A 19275-nucleotide genomic window follows, 5' to 3' on the forward strand; every position below is an offset into this window, starting at 1 on the left:
CGCTATTTATTCTATTTAATATCAAAAAGTAGCATTCATTGGATGCTTGACTACTTGTGAACGAAGATGCTCTGCAGTTGCAGACAAATAAATGGTTGTTGTTTTGATATCACTATGTCCCATCATTTTAGAAAGACTAAAGATGTCACAACCTCCTTCTAACATTAAGGTTGCAAAGGTATGACGAAGTTGATGTGCTTTAAAATATATTCCTGTTGATTTGCGCATCATCAAAATTGTCTTTTTCAAACCTTGGTCAGTAAAACCGCTGTTTCGATTTGAAGATGTGAAAAATTCAGAGCAGGTTTTTTTCTTCTTTTTTCTCTCTACCAAATACCGTTCTAATGAATGCACCAATTTTGTATTAAGAGGAATAATCCGATCCTTATCTCCTTTCCCTTTGACAAAAACAGTATGGTTTTCAACATCAACATCTGTCAGTTTTAAATTCAATAATTCGCTTCTCCGCAGTCCAGTAAAAAGGAACATCGAAAACAATGCGTGATTTCGATAACGCAAATAGGTTTGCGTATAAGGATAGTTATATGCCACTTCTAAAATTAAACTTGCTTGTTGTTGCGTCAGTTTTTTCGGAAGTGATTTTGGGATTTTTGGAATTTCAATTTCTTTGACGTAATTTTCGGTTAAGTACTGATGTTTTACACACCATCTAAAAAACACTAAAAGTGACATATAGTAAGTTCTATAGGTTTGAGGTGTCCAATTTTTAACGACTCTTCCTTTGAGGAAGTACGATTGCACCTTTTTCTGGTTTACATCGCTAATATGGTTAATTTTTGACGCTCTAGAGAAGTTAGAAATGTTCTGTCGGTAGCGTTTAAGAGTCTGTTCTGATACGCCTCGGATGTATTTTGCATGGTGGCAAAAGTCTTCGGCTAATAATTCAATATTCATGTATGTTGTGTATCTGCATTGCTCCTAAAAAAGCAAAAAGACGTGCCCATAGAAAAGGGCTTGTATTTTCTACTAAAGTTCTCTAAAACGTATATTTATATAGCTTTTAGAGAAATTCTCATCGGTCTGATTCCTGATAATGACGAGGTCCTAGGTTCAAGTCCTAGCATGCGCACCAAAAGGGGAAAATATAAGGGGTATAGAGAAAAATACGGTGAAAAGTAGCAAGTCTAGGGTCGGTTCCTAAAGAGAACGTGCCCCAGGCTTTTTTGTTTGCAATACAAGTATGATTTTAATGTATAATCTTATCGACTCCATAAGTATGACATTATTGAATATAAAAATCAAAAAGAAAGTTGATCGATGTAAGCTCTTGAGTGTTCAGAATTAATAGAACGCAAATATCTTTGTGTTGTTTTAAGGTTGCTATGCCCCAAGGCTTTCATAATTGTTGTCACGTCTGCATTTAATTTTGCCAATGAACAAGCAAAGGTGTGCCTCGCTTGATGAACGTGAAAAGAAACTCCAGAGAGTTTTCTATATTTATTTACCCAATGTTTGAGCCCATAATGTGTGAGTGCTGTATCTTGTTTACAAGAGACAATGAGTGCATCAGAAGTGATTTTTCTTTTTTTACGTTCCAAGAAATAGGCTTTTAATTGTAATAGTAAAATTGGGTGTAAAGGAATTTTTCGACTTCTTTTACTTTTAGAAGTTGCTCCATTGATAAAAAGCACCTTGTTTTCAAGGTGGATATCTTGTACTCGCAATCCTAACAATTCTCCTCTTCGAACTCCTGTGTAGATAAATAAGCTAATGATTAATAAGTCTCTTTTATGGGCAAAAACATCATCAGTGGTATGGAGTGAAATAGCTGCGATAATTTTAGAAACTGCATAGGAACTCAAAGCTTGTTCATCTTCGTATATAGGGTTCGCTGGTTTTGCAATTTGTTTCGTGAAATTTAATGGTATGTATTGATGGTTCTCTAACCATCTAAAAAAAGCAATTAACTTATTATAGTAGGTTCGTATGGTAGAATCTTTTACGCCGATTCTAACCGTATTTTTTCCCACAATCTTTTTTCGGGTTTTTAAACGCTGGAAAAATAGATTCATCACCAACGGATATAGATCATCAACTAAAATAATCTCGGGCATTATCTTTTGAAATGTTGAGAAAACATCGTGATAGCTTTTTATAGTAGCTTTTCTTAATTGCTTACTGTACTCACATTCACTTAAATAATTTTGAAATAATTCCTTTAGTTCTTGATGTTTCATTACATAGCAGTCTATCCAAATAAAAAGGCAGTCGATAGACAACCTTTTTAGGTCTTACTACAGAAGTTAATTTTGTAAGTCTTGAATCTGAATTGTTTTTGCTGAAAATCCAGCGGATACTTTTCCATTGATGAGTAGTTTTACATAGATATGGTAATGTTCCAAATTGATGAAATCAGATGCGTCAAAAACTGGATAAAATTCATGTTCCATTTGCTTGGCATCTGTCCCTAACTTAAAACAGACGATAGTTCCAACATTCCCTAACACTGCATTTTTAATGGCTGGTTTCAATTGTCCGAGGTATTGGTGCGCAAACACAAATCCAATAGCGAATTTTCGCAATTCTGAAATGGCTCCTGCCAACGACCCAGTTGTATAGTTTTGAAATTCATCTAAAAAAATGATGAACGGAATTCGCTTTTTTTCTTCAAGATCAACTCTACTAAATCCTGCCGAAGCTAATGATGTTAATAATAATGAGGCTAAAAGGTTTGCCCCATCTGTTCCCAAACTCCCTTTTGAAATATTGACCAAGAATATTTTTTTTCCATCTATAATAGATCGAAGTGAAATTTGTTTTTTATTCTCTACCAAGATTTTATGCAAAATAGGAATGCTTAAGAAACTACCTACTTTATTGAGTACAGGAAGAATATCTGACTTGCTATATTTTGGGTATTCTTGCTCCCAAAATCGAAGGACGTTTTTATTGATGATGTAGGGCAAGCATTTTTGTCTAAATTCTTCTTCTAATAACAATTTTGGAATGTCCTCAAAGGTAGCTTTAGGAATATCCAATAATGTTAAGATTACATTTCGAAGTGTATATTCCAGTCGCAATCCCCAGGACTGTTGTCCCCATATTTTTTGAAAAGTCTCTAACAAACTGGAAGCTATCAATGCTCTTTTATTGTAACTTACTTTTTTAAGAGGATTGTAACCCAATTCTATATCGGAATTGGTCGCATCCAACAAAACCAAATCTTTTTTTCGATGCTCTGGAACAAGAGCTAAAATTTCTTTGAGTAAATCACCATTAATATCAAACAAACAACACCCTCTATTTTGTAATATATCTTGATACAACAAGACCTTCATCAGGTTTGATTTTCCGCTGGCTGTCTTCCCCAACAAATACATTCCCATCAATCGGTCATGCTGAAGAATACCGAAAAAATTAGTGTCATCTCGGAAGTCTACTCGGGCAAAATAGGATATATATGGATCAAAAAAATGCATAGACATACAGCATAGCGTTCCGAATCCACCACATATAGATAGGTCTATTAGTAATCCCTACCAAAAAGGATATCTATAAGCTTGTTGGTGTTTGCAATAGAATAGGTGTAAATAAACCTTAATTTAATACAATGAAAAAACAGTTACTATCTACTGAAGTGCTCGGTTGCGCTGAAGTGGAAATTCATTACAAACGTCCTTTATTTTCAGAAATGAAAGGGATTGCTTCTGCACAAGATGTAGATAGCCTATTGAGAACCTATATCGATATTAATGTCATCGATGTCAAAGAATTCTTCTATGTTGTGTTTTTATCAAGAGCCAACAAAGTATTAGGTATTTCTACCATCGGTTGCGGAAGTGGTTCGGGAGTGATTGTGAATCTTAAAGAAATCTTTCAACTAACCTTGTTGTCACACGCCTCACAAATCGTAGTGGCGCATAACCATCCTTCAGGAAAATTAGCGCCCAGTGAAAATGACAAACAGCTTACTGAAAAACTAAAAAAAGGACTGTCCTTGTTTGATGTAAAATTATTAGATCATCTCATCTTAACTTCAGAAACCTATCTCTCCTTCGCCGATGAAGGAATACTGTAATTGGTAATTTTTGCCTTTTCTACTTTATAAATCTTTAACTTTTTAACTTACCTATGCCCAAGACGCCTATCACTTATTATGGTGGTAAAATCAATTTAGTATCAGAAATTCTTCCATTTATCCCTAATCATAAAATTTATACAGAAGCTTTCTTTGGAGGTGGTGCCATTTTTTTTGCAAAACCTCCATCAGAAGCTGAAATAATTAACGACACCAACAATATGGTGGTCAATTTCTATGAAGTGGTTCAAACGAATTTTGAGGCTTTAAAAACAAAAATAGAAGCCACTTTATTTTCAAGAGCAACTTACACCGTTGCTTTGGCAATTTATAGAATGCCCCACTTGTTTGATAGAATCCAACAAGCTTGGGCGTTTTATGTAGGAACGAATATGGGGTTTTCTTGTCAAATTGGAAGTTGGGGTTACGATAAATATTCAAAACGAGTCAAAGCTTTTCAAAACAAGAAATTGGCGTTTAATGAAGAAATTTTTAAAAGATTAGAGAACGCTCAAATCGAAAACAATGATGCTTGTAAAGTCATCCAAAGTAGAGATGCAGAAGATGCTTTCCACTATATCGACCCACCTTACTTTAATAGTAACATGGGACATTATGATGGATACACAGCAGCAGATTTTCGAGACTTAATGGAAACCATTTCTTCTATCAAAGGGAAATTTCTATTGAGTTCGTATCCTTCTGAAATTTTGGATGAATACATCCAAAAAAATGGATGGTACACCAAAACTTTTGACAAACCACTCTCTGCTCGAAAAGCAGTTGCAGGAAAAGACAGAGGACGCAAAATAGAAGTCTTAACTGCTAATTATCCTATCTAAAATTTTCACATAAAAATAAACAATCTTAAAACAATTCAATATGGAACAAATCCAAAACAAAATGATTGACTTCGATTTTCGAGGTTTTAAAGGAACCACACAAGCCGTTTTAGAACTCTTTGAGCTTCTTGCCAAACAAGAGGGTTGGAGTTCAGAAGAAATACAAACAGTAATTTCTGAAGCGACCAAACACGATGATGAAGACCATCTCATCGCAACCATCTTGGAACACTGTAAATACTAATCTTTTAAAAATCAAACAATGAAAAAAGTAATTGAAAAAACCGTCAATCTCAATTTGATTGGAGTGGATGGAAATGCCTTTGTGATTATGGGATTCTTTCGAAAACAAGCCAAAAAAGAAGGTTGGACATCCGAAGAAATTGAACAAGTAATGGAAGAAGCGAAAAGTGGAAATTACCACCACTTGCTGGCAACGATAGAAAACCACTGTGAACCCAAAGATGAAACGATATGAAAATCAGAGTCCAAAAACGCGTTGCTATCTATTTAGAATTTTTAGCAGAGCAACTCTCACAAACAATACCGAAACCGATTCATCCTGCTGTCTTAAAACAGCTTACTCGTGATGAATTGATTCAGATGGTCTGTTGGCTATTTCCAAAGAAATTTACCAAAGAGCGTTTAGCTCATAAATCAGATGAATGGCTTAGCACTATGATTGGAAATGATGTAAATATCCTTTCCTATATGATTGAACAAATCAATAGTTCAATTACCAATATACTGGACTATTCACAATCAGAAGTGACGGATTTCTTTCAAAAAAGTCAAAATGAAATCCATTATTTGGCGAGTAAGCCTGTGGAACAATGGGATCCCTATGATAACGCTAATTATCATGCGCTTCGCTCAAAGACCAATACCACTAAAAAGGTATATGCTATTTTCACTTCCGATGTACTTGCAGAAGATGTTTATGCAGTCACTACCAAGCCTTCGTATTTCTTTGACACTAAAGAAGAAGCAGAAGCGGAGATTGATAACATCATCAAAGAACAACAGTTCAAACGTGAGGAACTAACCATTCATTCGCTTTGGCAAATTCAACATAATGAGTACTAACAATTAAATATAAATCCGTGCAATACGCACACAAAAACAAGCATTATGAGTAAATCAAGTATTGTGGATGTATTAATAGAAAACATCCAAACAGACCAAAATCTTATACAAGAGGTAGAAGTAAAAATTGAATCAGCAAAAGACGAAAAACAAGAAATTGTGAATCGTCTAAAAGAACAGCAAAAAGATATTTCAGTCCTACTGAAATATGCGGATGAAGACCAGCAAGCAAAGATTACTGAATTGGGATTTGATTTTAATGAAAATCAGAAAACGGTGAATACTATTGCAACCGTTGCCTTTGACTTAATATTAAAAGCCAAAGACCATCAGTTAAGCAATAATGCTTTGTATGAAGGTTATTTGAAAAGCTTAAAGAACAAAGAAGATGCAGTTACGTATTCAGCATTTAATATCAAATGTCGTTCGCTGTTCAACACACAGAAGTTGCTTCGTAAAAAAGGGACAGACCCTAAATCATCAAGAGAAGATATCATTTCTCTAAATGGACGTGTCTTACCAAAAGAAGACAAACCAAAACCAAACATAAAAGCCGATGAAAAAACTGGAACAACAACCCAATAAGCAGAAAGCTATTGATGTCGCTTTATGGCGAAATTTCAAACATCGAGTAGGTGGAGAAAAAGTTGGAGTGATCCAAAGTATTGAAGGAGATTTTATTATAATTCCTCCCTCACATCCTACCTTTAAAGATGAAGAATTTGAAACATTACCAGCTGATTATTCTCAAATGGATTACAAACACATCCGAAATATGTATACGGATGTGGAGATATTACCCCATTGGGAAGAAATCAAAGGTGCATTTTCTAATATGGATGGTGAGTTATTGAGATTTATACTCGCTCACAATATTCCAATTGAAAAATTCATTCGTTATGAATTAGCTTGTCGTGGATTTAATGCTAATCATCAATGGGTTGGTTTTAAAGAAGCTGAAAAGTTTTGGCTCAAATAACAATTGAATAAACAAAGCACTCAAAAATATTGAGTGCTTTTTTACTTTGTATGTTGATAGATAAGTTTAGTTCTTAATAAATACGCTTGAACTCCCATCTTCAACGGTCATCGTAATACCATCAATTTTAAAAGAAAACGTACCATCGGGATTGATTAATGTTCCGTTTGTACCATCAAAAGTATAAGTTCCTGTTTCTATAAATCCCCTCTCTACAAATTTATAATCTTTGTTTGATAAGAAGCTATAACTTTCCCCTTCATCATCTCCTGTTCCTAACCAAACGGTTCCTACCAGTTCCCCGCCAAAAGGATTGTCTTGTTCATCAGTATTTGAACAATAAGTTAAGGTTATACAAGCGATTAAAATAATTATTATTTTTTTCATTTTTCTAAAGTTTAGTTGTTTATTATTTTTTGATTTCCCAACGATCATCAAACTTTATAAATTCTACTTCATGTTCATAGAATTTGTCTTTACATGTATCCTTGTGTTTAAACTTATATTTATACCTGCGTAAATTGTAAAAAGGACTTGGCTTGTATTTAAATCGGAATTTTACGATAGCAGTTCCTGTATTTTTATTTTCAGAGATTCCTAAAACTGATACAATTTCTGATGTTGCTACTTCAAAGAGTTTTCCTATTCTGTCCTTTTTTGAACTTTGATATCTTTTCCCTTTTGAGGTAAGCGTAAATTGCATATATCTCGGTTTATCTTCTACCGAAGTTACACATCCTTGCTTTTTTAATTCCATAATATAGCTATGAATCTCGGCTATATCCTCTTCATTTGATTTGCTTACTTTTTGATAGTAATTTCCATAATAATAGATATTATCACTTATTAAACCTTGGTAACATTTCTGTTTGAAATCTCTTTTTAAAATTTCAAGAGCATTTTCTTTGGTTAGTTTCTGATTTGTACAGAAACTCATCAGCATCGTACTTACGACAATGAGGCATAGTTTTAATTTCTTCATAACTATTCTGTGTATCTAATAACTACTCCTTTTTTACTTGCTAAATCTTCCGTTAAATTGATAATAGCGTTTCCTCCAATAGAAGCTGCTTTCTCTTTTAATTCTTTGTAGATTTTTTTATCTGACCTTGAAAACCCCATCACGTGTTTTGAAGAAGATACCGTTCCAAGCTCTATAAATTTCTTGGTTGGTTTTTTAGACATAAAGACCTCTATGTCATCGGGATTGGTTTTTGCAAAACTTTCGCTGGAAGTTTTCATAATGGACGATGTTTTGCACGATTGTAGTGACGTTGCTCCAATAAGTAATGTACACGCTAAAAAAATTTGAAATACTACTTTTTTCATAAAAATGAGTTTTATTGCCTTGACCCACAGGCGTTCGTTAAAAATGAGCCAAGCCAAAAATAAGTAAACAATTTTATAAAAACTACTTAATAGTAGTAATTTATTAGTAGTAACATAATCAGATGAACTATTCTTTATTTGTATATGGCAAATCAAGAAGATTTTATAAAAGAAGAACAGGAAAAACTCGGAAAAAGATTCCGAGAATTGAGAATATCAAAAGGTTATACGAATTATGAACAGTTTGCTTTTGAGCATAGAATTCCGAGAGCACAATATGGACGTTATGAAAATGGGAGTGATCTGCGTTTTAGCTCGATTGTGAAAATTCTAAAAGTAATGGATATTTCTTTGGAGGATTTTTTCAAGGGGATGTGAAATACGTTCAGTATCTTTTAATTGAAAATAGTGCATTCTTGCACTTTCTTTTCATAGCATTTTTTCACCCCCTATATGAGAGGTTGATTTTTAATTAATAACCTTTATCATAAACAAAAAATCCTAATAAAACTATTATTAACCTGTCTGAAATAAGTAGAAAAAATATAGGGAATTAGAAAAAAATGGGGTACCATTAATCACGGTTTTAAAGATAGTTAAATTGACGTTAGACGAATTCTTAAAAGAGTAGCGTAAATTTTATTTGTAATTAGGATCTTTCTCTAACAGGATTGGTAATTCAACTGTATATTTAACTTTTCTATTAGCCAATATAGCTGGTTCAATATCTTTTATTGTTTTAAAAAAGCTAATTATTATTTTCTCATGTTCCCTTTCAAGTTCTGGAACTATGGATAAATTAACAACATCTCCATCCTCATTTATATGACATTTAACAATGAAATTTGTTTTTAAATTATTCTTTTTTAAATGTTTTATTAACATCTTTTTAAATGTTTTAAATCCCCCTTTGAATTTTGGCTGTTTCCATAGTATCAATTTTTCATTAAATTCTTCTCCATTTTCATCCCATAATTTATAAGTAACAACCTTACCTTTTTTAAAAATTATTCTTGCTCTATTATTTTTATTTTCATCAGAATACTTCCAAACACCTTCTCTTTTATCGTTTTTATAATATCCTTTTGTTATAACTTCTCCTAAATTATTAAAATAATAATATATCCCATCTTTTTTCCCTTTTTCGTTGAAACTGGTTATTGATTTTATTTTCCCATTTTCATTATATTGCTTAAAGTTTCCTGTCTTTAGTTTAGTCTTTTTTGTTTTATAAATTCCTTGAAATTTAATATTTCCATCCCTCTTATAAACAGTTCTTAACCAACCTTTACTTTTCTTAACAATTGTTTGTGTGTAACTAGCCTTGTCTTTTTCTATTAAACGATAAGTATTGTCTAAATAATTAACTATTGAATCTCTTTGCGAGAAAGTTAAGATAGAATGAAATAGTAATAAAAATAGAGCACTTTTTTTTATATAAAACATTGAAATTATAATTTACTTTTCATAAAAAGTATGAGAAGTAAATATATAAATATTTTTTAGTTTTGAGGTAGTATTTTGTTATACGAATATAGATGAAGGTATCTACTAAAAATTAAACATATATTTGTTAAAAAGATTTTATGTTAAAAAAGTTTCCTTTTTATACTCAATTGAACAAAATGGACTGTGGTCCTACTTGCTTACAAATAGTATCTAAATACTATGGTAAATATATTCCTATAGATAATTTGCGTGATATTTGTAATTTTTCTAATGAAGGTGTTTCTGTTGGAGATTTGTGTAAAGCTGCTGAACAAATTGGTTTTAAAACTATAAAAACTGATATTTCTTATAAAGACTTAAAAGAGAGGCTAGTTCTTCCATGTATCATGTTAATTCAAGAGCATTTTGTAGTTTTATACAGGGTGACGAAATCTAATATATACATATCTGACCCTGCAAAAGGGTTAGTTAAATACTCAAAGGAAAAATTTATTGAGCAATGTAAAAAAAATAACACTAAAAATTTAGGAATTGTAATTATATTGGAAGCAACAGATTCTTTTAGTGGAGAAAAAAGAAATAAGAATTTAAAGGTTTCGATGATGTCTACATTAAAATTTTTAATTTCTTTATTAAAACCATATAAGAAACAATCTATACAATTATTATTTGTAATTATAATAATTACAATGTTACAATCAGCTTTTCCTTTTATAACCCAGGCTGTTGTAGATATTGGAATATTGAGTGGTGATATTAAGCTAATTTACACGCTATTAGTTGCTAACCTTGTCCTAATAATTAGTACAAGTGCAGGCACATGGATTAGAAAATCTATGGCAATGCATATTTCATCAAGAGTTAAAATCTCTTTATTATCAAATTACCTAATAAAGTTTCTTAAACTCCCTACAATTTATTTAGAAAAGAGCGTCATTGGCGATGTTATTCAAAGAGTAAGAGATTATCAAAGAATAGAAACATTCTTAATGCATTCAGCATTTAATATGGTCTTGGCTATACTAAGTATAATTATTTTTGGCTTTATTTTATTTCTGTATAAACCTATTCTCCTTTTAATCTTTCTAATAGGAAGCTTAATCTATATTCTATGGGTTCTAATGTTTTGGAATATCAGAAAGAACATCGATTCTGATTATTTTAAATTAATGGGCGAGACTCAAGGACACTGGATAGAAATGTTTGGAAATATTTTAGATATAAAGAATAATAATTATGAAAGACTTACTAGATGGAAATGGGAAAAAACGGAAGTAAAACTTTATCATGTTAATTTTAGACTTTTAAATGTTGAACAACTTCAACAATTAGGGGCTGGGTTTATCAGTTCAATGAGAGATTTATTATTAATTTTTATTACTGCCATAGCAGTTATTAATAATGAAATGACTTTGGGAATGCTTGTCTCGATTCAATATATAATTGGTCAACTCAAAGGGCCAGTAAATGAAATAATAAACTTTATTAATTCTTTTCAATTAGCTCATATTAGCTTTCTAAGAATAAATGAAGTCAATCTCTTGAAAGTAGAAACAAGTAATTCTAATTTAGAAAACACAAAACTCACCTTTCCAAAAGATAGAACAATAATTCTAAGAGATGTAACTTTTAAATATAGTATGAATAGTAGAGCTATTTTAAATAAAGTCACTTTAGATATCCGTAAGGGAAAAATAACTGCTATTGTAGGTGAAAGTGGATCAGGAAAATCAACTTTGTTAAAAATATTAATGCGTATATACAGACCTTTATCTGGGGAAATCAATCTTGGTTTTAATAGTATTAATAGTGCGAACTTAAATATTTGGAGGGAAAAAATAAGTGCCATAACTCAAGAAAGTATGCTTTTCAATGATACCATTTTAAATAACATAATATTAGATAAAGATGATTTTGATGAGAATCGTTTTCATAAAATAATTGAGAAGGTAAACTTAAAAAAAGAAATTGAAATTTTACCTAAAGGTTACAATACTAACGTTGGAGAGCAAGGAAAGGCACTAAGCAGAGGGCAGCAGCAGAGGGTGTTATTAGCGAGGGGTTTATATAAAAAATCAGAGTACTTATTTTTAGATGAAGCTACAAATGCTTTAGACCCTAATAATGAAAAATTTATATTAAATAATATTTTTGAAAATGAAGAAGGAAGAACAATAGTTTTTATTTCACATAAACCTGACCTTGTTATCAAGGCAGACAAAATTATATTTTTAAAACACGGTAGAGTTTCAGAAGTAGGGAATCATAATTTACTTATGAAACATAAAAAAGGATACTATCAATTATTTTCTGGTAATAATAGAGAAAACCTTAATTAATTAGACAGGTTTATAGTTCCTTGAAGTCAGAATTCAAAAATTTTTTTTTGACATCTTCACTAGGAATTAAACAACTTCCATTTTTGTTAGTTTTTCCAAATAAATTATATCTATTTCTTGAAATAAACCAATACATATAATCCCTTAAAGTTTTGGGAATAATAGAGAAATATTTTATCCACCAATAGTTTCTTAATTCTTTAAAAATGTTTATTACAGCTGTAGATTCAATATGAAAAGAATCATTTTCTACTAGTATTAAAGTAGATTTTTCCTTAATTCTAATGTTAAACTTTTTTTTTAGATTTATTCCATAATCAGATTCTAAAGAAGCAAATTTAAAAATGTCTTTTGAATCTCTTTTTATAATAAATTTCACTGTTGAGTTGCATAGATTACATACATCATCAAATAATATTATCTTCATAAGTTTAATCTTTATTTTCTACAAAATCTCCTTTTAAAGGAGTATAATTCTTAGTAATTTTCTCTTTCCTATTAAGATATATGCTGTCAAATTTAGCTATTAAACCAATTGATGTTGAATCTACGGTTGTGTTTTGAATATGAAAATGTAAATGAGGTTCTGTAGTCCTTCCAGAGTTCCCGCATTTAGCTATTAATTCTTTTCTTAAGACCTTATCGCCTTTTTTTACTCTTAAAGAACCTTTCATAAAGTGAGACATCAAAATAAATTCATTATCTATTTTTTTACATTTCATCAATATATAGTTCCCCTTAGGTGAGTTATTATTTATTTCTCTAGGGTTGTTGTCCTTAATTCCATCCACAGTTTCTATAATTACACCATCACATGGAGAAAGAATATTTCTCCCCCAAGAGAAATAATCTGAATTATTAAAACCTTTATTTTTATATGTTTTCCCTTTATTATTTTTAATAGAAAAATCAAAAGCCCCTTGTTGTTGAATAGACTTTATATGATAATTATTTTCATATGTGTTTCCTCCCCAATGAGTATACCAGACGGAATCAAACGGTAATGATAGTTTTGATAGGCTAACTTTTGGTCTTATACTTTTTTTTATTAAAAATGTTTCAATTTTACATTCTTTATTTTCTGTTTTAATAAGTAATTGTCTTACCGATTTTTCAAAATAAATATCATAAACAATGCCTCTTTTATTTTCATAAACTTTCTTAAAACTATTAAACTTTCCATACTTATAATTTAATTGATTTAAGAAAGCAACGATTTCATTTTTACTTATTTTATCCTGAAATTCTCTAGAAAATAAATCATATGTTTTTTCATTGTTGTCTTCGTTAAAATTCTTAAAAATACGGGTAATGTGAAAATTATAATCTTTTTTTAGGTTTTCACATAATGTATAATCATAATTTTTACATGAAAAAAAGAGTATTAAAATAGGGACTATTAATTTAATAAATATTTTATATGTCATAATTATTAACTTGTCTTCTCAATTTTAAATATTGAAATAATAATTTTAAAAAGAAGCACTCTTTCGTGAAGTCTAAAAAATGACAAGTTAAGTATTTCTTTTATAAAGTTAAACTCAAAATAATCTAATTTTTCATCGAATACAAGTTTTGATTTATTTTCAACTATGAAATTGATATCGTCTAATGGGATTTGTTTAATATTTTCCCAGTCTCCAAAATTATAATTAGAGAAAGAACTATCAAAGAAGGTAGATATTGCTTCTTGGTTTTTTTTAATCCAATGATTTGTTTCTTTATCAATTCTTTTTTCAAGATGATTTACGATTTGTGATTTTCCAAATTTTTTGAATAACAATTTCTTGTGATATATAAAGTAATCATCAATTTGTTTGTTGAATTTTTGTTTGTTTTTTGCATGATACTTCCACAGAAAAATAGCTATATAAGCAATGGTTATATAAAATGTATTATTAGAAACTTCTCTTTTAGCTAATTGAATTTCAGAAAATCTTTTTAAACAATTTTGAATTAAAAAATAATTCTCTTTTCCGCCAAATTCTACACCTTCATCAATATTTAAATTAAATGGGTAGTTTATAAAAACACCAGTGTTTTGATAGGATTTTAAAAAACTTAGTTCATTTAATTTTGGTAATATATCACTTTTAATAACTTTATTACTTTCATTAATAATTAAATATATCCCAGGTTGGTATATGTCATTATCTGGATGAAAAGTAAAATAGCTATTATGCTTTTTTGCTATTTCTGATAAAGAGTGAAAAATGTCATGAGCTAAAAAAGCGTTAATACTCTTTACATTTAGTTTTCGAAGTTTTATTTGGATAACGAGAGAATCCCTCATAGTATCCATAAGGATGTCACGTGAAGAGTAATTTTTCAACTCTCCTCCATATTTATTAAACTCTTCGGTTACAAAATTTATCACTTTACTTTTATCATCATCTATTAAGAACTCTTTACTTATCAGGTAATTTTTTTCCAAAACATTATCTTTTAAACCTCTTACAGATTTAATAACTCCTTTTTCGATCAAATTATAGTCAGGGAACTTTTTTGAAGAGTTAATCTTTATATCTACCAATAGTTTAAATATCTGATTGTAAATAAAAAGAAATTTTTCTTGTGATTTTTCTTCTTTTAATAGATTTAAAAGCCCAGTTATAACTGACCTTCTTTTAAGTAGTGATTTGTATTTATTCATTTTATAATGATTATAAGTAAACAAAGTAGATATTAATTTGGGGTAATTTGATTTTGATCGAATAACTATTGGGTTAGAAAATATATTATATAAACTTCCTCTCTTATTAATTTGATTAGAAAAGACGCCTAGTAAATTATTATGAGGCAAAATAAGTATATGAAATAAATAATCTTTATATAATAATTTCGTTTCTTCAAATAATATTATATTTTTTGAAACTATTAATAAGTCTATATCGCTTTCATTATTTAATTCTAATCTTGAACTTCCAACTAAATATATATTTTGTTCTTCTGAGTAATACTCATTAATAAATTCATAAATAATACTTGGTAAGTTTTTTTTCATAAAAATTTCAATCTTTAACTAAGTTAATTCCTAATTAAAATCACTAAGAATTAGGTTCAAATAAATACTTTAGCTTTATAAATAACCGTTCAATGAGCTTTCTTTTTTCAGTTATTACCTCTAAATCCCCTTCGAGTTTATTAGAAAGCGAGAGTTGGACACCTGTATTTGTAATGGTATCGTTCTCTAACTTTATGCTAATAATATATTGATTATTACTAGGGACAGAAGAAATAGAACTTACAATCCCTTTTATGTAACCAAATTCTTGGTAAGGATATGATTTTAATTTTATTTTAACATTCTGACCTTCTTTAAGTTTTCCAGCTCCTTTTATTGGCACAAAAGCATTACAATTTATTTCTCTATCATTGGGAATGACTGATAACATTGGCCTTCCTGCATTGACATATGAGCCATTTGGAACAAAGTTCAAACGCTCTACAGTTCCATTATAAGGGGCTTTTATAATATAATTTAGCTCCCATCTATCTATTTCATTAAGAAGGTTTTTACGGACCAACTCAATTTCAAGAATTATTATCTTTAACTTTTCTTCATTTTCAATTTCTAATTTTATTATCTGATGTTCAAGTTCAGTAATTTTAAGTTCTGTTGTGTTTTTTATAATTTTATTTGAAATCACTTCTTCTTCTTCTTTTAAGTAAGATCTCTTTTTCTCTAATAGTTTTGCTTTAGAAATAACATCTTTAGAATACAAGCTGTCGTTCATTGTCATTAGTTCGGTCGAATACTTAAACCTTTTATTATTAATAAAATATAGTAATGTTCTGTCCTTTAATATTTTTCTATAGTAAGAAACTTGATTTAAGATTATTTCTCTTTGTTTTAAATACTCTTTCGAGTTTAAGGCTTTTATATATTTATTTAAATTAGCAAAAAGATTAGAAGCTGATATTTGAATATCGCCTAAATTATTGTCAGTAATTAGCTCTTCAAAGAGTTTATAATTTTTTTCAATATTGGTAATATTGATGCTTTGCTCCAATAAGTTTTTTATTTTTTTAATTTGTAAAAAAGACCCAGAATTCTCTATAATAACAAGATACTCACCCTTAAAAACTTCTTTTTTTGATGAATCAATCAGATACTTAACTCTTCCATTGTTTCTAAACGAAAGTTCGGCAATAGGATTAGTTGAATTTAATTCAGCATACCCTTTTATAATATCTGGAGATTCAATAATATAACTCAATGCTATTGATAGTATAATTACAAGTATTAATAAATAAAGTAATATAGAATTAAAACTACTTGGGAAGCGTTCAATTATATCATTTAATTCATGCGAGTTGTTATTTATTTCTTTTTTCATTACTTATAAATTAGAATCAAAAAAGGAAATTAAATATTACTATAGAAGTATATAATATACATGGATAACTAGCAGGAAATACATATAGAAAACTATTTAACCCCATAAAATAAGCATTTGCAATATGAAACAAAGTTCCTAAGGCTATAAATATCATGGCAATAACAGGAGATATTAAAGCAAGAAAAAAGAAAAAATCTAATAAAATAGTACCCCATGCAAGAAGATACACTATTAACCTGTTCCTAAATAAAAAATCACGAAATGGAATATGCCCATAAGTGTCTGTACCCATAACTTGAAGAATCGCATTTCCACTTCTCCAAACTGGAGAAGTTATTTTATGATAGCCAGCAGTAACATATGAAATAGTCGATTGAACTGCTATAAAATAAATACTAGCTTGATTAACAACACTATTAACATCATAAGCAAAGATTGTTATTCCGAAAAGAATTATTATTTGCATTTGATCTGCAGCAGAGTTTGCAGATTTATGTCTAATAAATGATATTAATTGAAGGAACAAAACTATTGTAAGTATATAAGGTGAAAAGTAAAACAAACCAATGAATCCTATAATTAATTTAAAAATATTTGTTGCTATAAAATTATCAATTAAAAAAAACTTTTGAATTAAATTGTATTTTGTTAAAAACGATAATGATTTGAATGACAATAAGGAGTCATTCTTGTATTGGTTTCTTCTATAGAGAGTTTCTGAAGCATCTAAAACAACAGAGAAATTAATTATCAGTGAGGTTAATATGGCACAATCTTTAATACCCATGAAGTTAAATTGTGAATGTATGTATTAAGTGAGGAATAAATTTAACTTCATTTTTTTCATAAAAAGATTTAAATATAACAATCTGAAATTCTCCTCTTTTTAAGTCTTCGTTTTTCTTGACATCTAACAGAACAACTTTTTTTATCAGTTCAAAAGACTTTGACCCAAAAACGATTCTATTTATTTTTTTTCTTTCAATATCTTTTTTCCTTAGATTTCTTCTAATTTCATCCATATTTCTTATAGCACTAATTATAACTTTTTGATATCTTAAGCTAGGATTCCATAGGATATTTGTTATGCTTCTCTTGTTGTTATATTCGATATTTTTTAAATTATTATCTCCATTAAGGTATCTGTAAGTTATATGATAATCTGAATTTGCAGGTCTAGGGGCAAACAAAGTAAATACAGGAAAGAAAAACGAAAAACCCATAGAACAAAAATCATTTATTTTTTTAGGCATTTTTTTGTTAAAGAGCTGTTTAGAAATAGTACACAATATCCAAATAAGGTAAATGGATATAAATGTAACAGATAATAGTGAAGAAATACCCATTTTTTTAGAGTTACAAAATAATAAATTTTATCTTTAATATAATCTCGGTTAAGATACTAGACCCAAGAGCCAGTAGCATCATATTCATCAGCTATAAAATCAATAAGCGCATCCGCGTCATCTCCATACCCATTTCCTCCAAAATAATCAAAATCTGGCGCACCGTTGTAGTCATCATAAAAATCATTCATATCATAAATTTCATCTTGACCTCCACCTACTATATCTACCACAGCATCTGCTGCTAAATTTGCTGCGTCTCCTACAGCGTCTACAACGTTTCCTACAGCATCTGCTGCTAAACCAGCTGCGTTTCCTACAGCATCTGCTACATTATTAGCAACATTAGCTGCATAATCAACTGCTTCCGAAACATTTTCTTCTACAGCAAGAGCAAGATTATTAGCAGCATTTTCAATTGCAGCATATTCTGCAAGTATATTATCCGCATCTCCATCATTATACCCATAATCTGCAATTAATTGGGCGAAATCACCTATAGCGTCAAATAAATCACCTGCTTCATCAAACATATTAGCTCCATGAATCCATACATCATGGTCATGGTCTTCGACTCCAAAAATATTATCTGTTACATGGTCAGCATAACCAAGGAAGTCAAACGCATTACCGACAAAATTATATGCTCCTGCAATTTCACCAGCAACATTTGCTGCTAAATATCCACCTACCTGAGCAATACCATGTCCAAGTGCTTCGCCTCCATCTAGATATTCATAGAAATCTTCCAGATCTTGATTATTGTTCAAAAGCATTCCTCCTTTTTGATTCAGGAATCCATGGATATTTTTTGAATCTAATATTTCTTCTAATTCTTTTAAGTTAATTTTTTTCATAGATATATTTATTTTAAGAAGGAGACAACAATTTTTAAAAATCAAAAATAATAAAATTAAAATAATAAACAAGAATAATTTTAATTCTATTAAATACCTCTAATTTAGATGAATAGCCACTACTCAATTTAGCTTATTTTCAACAATAATATTAAAATTATCTTTTCAAATCTAAGTCATGGTCTTTGTCTCTTTTAGTTTCCAACTGACGTAAATCATATAATCTTGATTTTATTCTACTTTGTTCAAAAATATCATTTCCGTCTTTTAAACCTTGGATATAGTCATTTTGGGTTTTGATATTAGTAAGGCTTTTAATTATTTCAGGTTTGTATTTTACTAATAGATAAGCGTGATTAAATCCTTTGATGTATTTTGGGTTTTCTTTTTCCATTAGAATGTTTTTTTAGTGTGATTATTAAGATATTTCAAAATGGAATTGTTATCATACAAGATGATTTTCTTTTGTGGTTGTGTGAAGGTAATACTTCCATCATCTCTTAGTTTCTGAAGTGTGGTCTTGCTTTTAATGTTTAAAATTTCCATCGCTCGTTCTGGAGAAATCCATTTATCCTCAGTAATATTTTGTTTTTCTTTTATTCTATCAACGACTTCCTCTATGAGTTGGTAAAACGCTTCATCATGTAAACAAATAACTTCCATAGG

The 19275-nt window shown here is 29.7% G+C and carries 25 protein-coding genes; 9 read left to right on the forward strand and 16 right to left on the reverse strand.

The features are described 5' to 3' along the window. Positions 1-21 precede the first annotated feature (21 nt). From MC378_RS12215 to MC378_RS12225, 3 genes are all read right to left on the reverse strand, one after another. Positions 22-915 (reverse strand): tyrosine-type recombinase/integrase, encoded by an 894-nt coding sequence (locus tag MC378_RS12215; protein WP_242179044.1) that lies wholly within the window; start codon positions 913-915, stop codon positions 22-24. A 344-nt stretch (positions 916-1259) separates the two neighbouring features. After that, entirely contained in the window at positions 1260-2198 is a 939-nt protein-coding gene (locus MC378_RS12220) for a tyrosine-type recombinase/integrase (RefSeq protein WP_242179045.1), read from the reverse strand. A 66-nt stretch (positions 2199-2264) separates the two neighbouring features. Then, on the reverse strand, positions 2265-3446 hold the full coding sequence (locus MC378_RS12225; RefSeq protein WP_338048449.1) for a type IV secretory system conjugative DNA transfer family protein: 1182 nt from the start codon (positions 3444-3446) through the stop codon (positions 2265-2267). Positions 3447-3571: 125 nt separating this feature from the next. Here MC378_RS12225 and MC378_RS12230 point away from each other — a divergent pair, with 125 nt between their 5' ends. From MC378_RS12230 to MC378_RS12260, 7 genes are all read left to right on the forward strand, one after another. Then, positions 3572-4039 (forward strand): JAB domain-containing protein, encoded by a 468-nt coding sequence (locus MC378_RS12230; protein WP_242179047.1) that lies wholly within the window; start codon positions 3572-3574, stop codon positions 4037-4039. A gap of 53 nt (positions 4040-4092) precedes the next feature. Further along, the gene (locus MC378_RS12235; protein WP_242179048.1) at positions 4093-4881 is read left to right on the forward strand and encodes a DNA adenine methylase; all 789 of its coding nucleotides are present in this window, start codon (positions 4093-4095) and stop codon (positions 4879-4881) included. Between the two features lie 61 nt (positions 4882-4942). After that, entirely contained in the window at positions 4943-5125 is a 183-nt protein-coding gene (locus tag MC378_RS12240) for a hypothetical protein (protein ID WP_242179049.1), read from the forward strand. An 18-nt stretch (positions 5126-5143) separates the two neighbouring features. Next, positions 5144-5359: a hypothetical protein gene (locus tag MC378_RS12245; RefSeq protein ID WP_242179050.1), complete on the forward strand. Its 216-nt coding sequence runs from the start codon at positions 5144-5146 to the stop codon at positions 5357-5359. Then, positions 5356-5967 (forward strand): hypothetical protein, encoded by a 612-nt coding sequence (locus MC378_RS12250; protein ID WP_242179051.1) that lies wholly within the window; start codon positions 5356-5358, stop codon positions 5965-5967. The genes MC378_RS12245 and MC378_RS12250 overlap by 4 nt, the downstream gene beginning before the upstream one ends. 45 nt (positions 5968-6012) lie before the next feature. Next, complete coding sequence (locus MC378_RS12255) at positions 6013-6552, forward strand: hypothetical protein (protein ID WP_242179052.1); 540 nt, start codon at positions 6013-6015, stop codon at positions 6550-6552. After that, positions 6524-6946, forward strand: a complete 423-nt coding sequence (locus MC378_RS12260; protein ID WP_242179053.1) for a hypothetical protein — start codon at positions 6524-6526, stop codon at positions 6944-6946. Before MC378_RS12255 ends, MC378_RS12260 begins: the two co-directional genes overlap by 29 nt. A gap of 66 nt (positions 6947-7012) precedes the next feature. On the opposite strand, the gene MC378_RS12265 is transcribed toward MC378_RS12260, so the two are convergent. The 3 genes from MC378_RS12265 to MC378_RS12275 are packed head-to-tail and all read right to left on the reverse strand — an operon-like array spanning position 7013 to position 8188. After that, positions 7013-7333, reverse strand: a complete 321-nt coding sequence (locus tag MC378_RS12265) for a hypothetical protein (RefSeq protein WP_242179054.1) — start codon at positions 7331-7333, stop codon at positions 7013-7015. Between the two features lie 22 nt (positions 7334-7355). Further along, on the reverse strand, positions 7356-7928 hold the full coding sequence (locus MC378_RS12270; RefSeq protein ID WP_242179055.1) for a hypothetical protein: 573 nt from the start codon (positions 7926-7928) through the stop codon (positions 7356-7358). Between the two features lie 2 nt (positions 7929-7930). Beyond that, positions 7931-8188 (reverse strand): hypothetical protein, encoded by a 258-nt coding sequence (locus MC378_RS12275; protein ID WP_242179056.1) that lies wholly within the window; start codon positions 8186-8188, stop codon positions 7931-7933. A gap of 231 nt (positions 8189-8419) precedes the next feature. On the opposite strand from MC378_RS12275, the gene MC378_RS12280 reads away from it, so the two are divergent. Beyond that, a complete protein-coding gene (locus MC378_RS12280; RefSeq protein ID WP_242179057.1) occupies positions 8420-8653 on the forward strand; it encodes a helix-turn-helix domain-containing protein in 234 nt (77 codons plus the stop codon). Between the two features lie 261 nt (positions 8654-8914). Here the strand turns inward: MC378_RS12280 and MC378_RS12285 are convergent, their stop codons facing one another. Then, a complete protein-coding gene (locus tag MC378_RS12285) occupies positions 8915-9721 on the reverse strand; it encodes a toxin-antitoxin system YwqK family antitoxin (protein WP_242179058.1) in 807 nt (268 codons plus the stop codon). A 140-nt stretch (positions 9722-9861) separates the two neighbouring features. Here MC378_RS12285 and MC378_RS12290 point away from each other — a divergent pair, with 140 nt between their 5' ends. After that, positions 9862-12063, forward strand: a complete 2202-nt coding sequence (locus MC378_RS12290) for a peptidase domain-containing ABC transporter (protein WP_242179059.1) — start codon at positions 9862-9864, stop codon at positions 12061-12063. Between the two features lie 10 nt (positions 12064-12073). Here the strand turns inward: MC378_RS12290 and MC378_RS12295 are convergent, their stop codons facing one another. The 9 genes from MC378_RS12295 to MC378_RS12335 form a co-directional block, all read right to left on the reverse strand. Then, complete coding sequence (locus MC378_RS12295; protein WP_242179060.1) at positions 12074-12490, reverse strand: thiol-disulfide oxidoreductase DCC family protein; 417 nt, start codon at positions 12488-12490, stop codon at positions 12074-12076. A gap of 4 nt (positions 12491-12494) precedes the next feature. Next, on the reverse strand, positions 12495-13490 hold the full coding sequence (locus MC378_RS12300) for a M23 family metallopeptidase (RefSeq protein WP_242179061.1): 996 nt from the start codon (positions 13488-13490) through the stop codon (positions 12495-12497). Between the two features lie 5 nt (positions 13491-13495). Then, positions 13496-15067 carry a hypothetical protein gene (locus MC378_RS12305; RefSeq protein WP_242179062.1) on the reverse strand — a complete coding sequence of 524 codons (1572 nt, stop codon included), beginning with the start codon at positions 15065-15067 and terminating at the stop codon, positions 13496-13498. Between the two features lie 43 nt (positions 15068-15110). Further along, a complete protein-coding gene (locus tag MC378_RS12310) occupies positions 15111-16403 on the reverse strand; it encodes an HlyD family secretion protein (RefSeq protein ID WP_242179063.1) in 1293 nt (430 codons plus the stop codon). A gap of 16 nt (positions 16404-16419) precedes the next feature. Next, positions 16420-17193: an HTTM domain-containing protein gene (locus MC378_RS12315; RefSeq protein WP_242179064.1), complete on the reverse strand. Its 774-nt coding sequence runs from the start codon at positions 17191-17193 to the stop codon at positions 16420-16422. Between the two features lie 4 nt (positions 17194-17197). Further along, the gene (locus MC378_RS12320) at positions 17198-17659 is read right to left on the reverse strand and encodes a hypothetical protein (RefSeq protein WP_242179065.1); all 462 of its coding nucleotides are present in this window, start codon (positions 17657-17659) and stop codon (positions 17198-17200) included. 149 nt (positions 17660-17808) lie between these two features. After that, the gene (locus MC378_RS12325; RefSeq protein ID WP_242179066.1) at positions 17809-18609 is read right to left on the reverse strand and encodes a hypothetical protein; all 801 of its coding nucleotides are present in this window, start codon (positions 18607-18609) and stop codon (positions 17809-17811) included. Positions 18610-18766: 157 nt separating this feature from the next. Further along, entirely contained in the window at positions 18767-19003 is a 237-nt protein-coding gene (locus MC378_RS12330; RefSeq protein ID WP_242179067.1) for a hypothetical protein, read from the reverse strand. After that, on the reverse strand, positions 19003-19272 hold the full coding sequence (locus MC378_RS12335; protein ID WP_242179068.1) for a hypothetical protein: 270 nt from the start codon (positions 19270-19272) through the stop codon (positions 19003-19005). Before MC378_RS12335 ends, MC378_RS12330 begins: the two co-directional genes overlap by 1 nt. Positions 19273-19275 lie beyond the last annotated feature (3 nt).

It is taken from the genome of Polaribacter marinus (assembly GCF_022662535.1).
GTDB classification, from domain to species: domain Bacteria; phylum Bacteroidota; class Bacteroidia; order Flavobacteriales; family Flavobacteriaceae; genus Polaribacter; species Polaribacter marinus.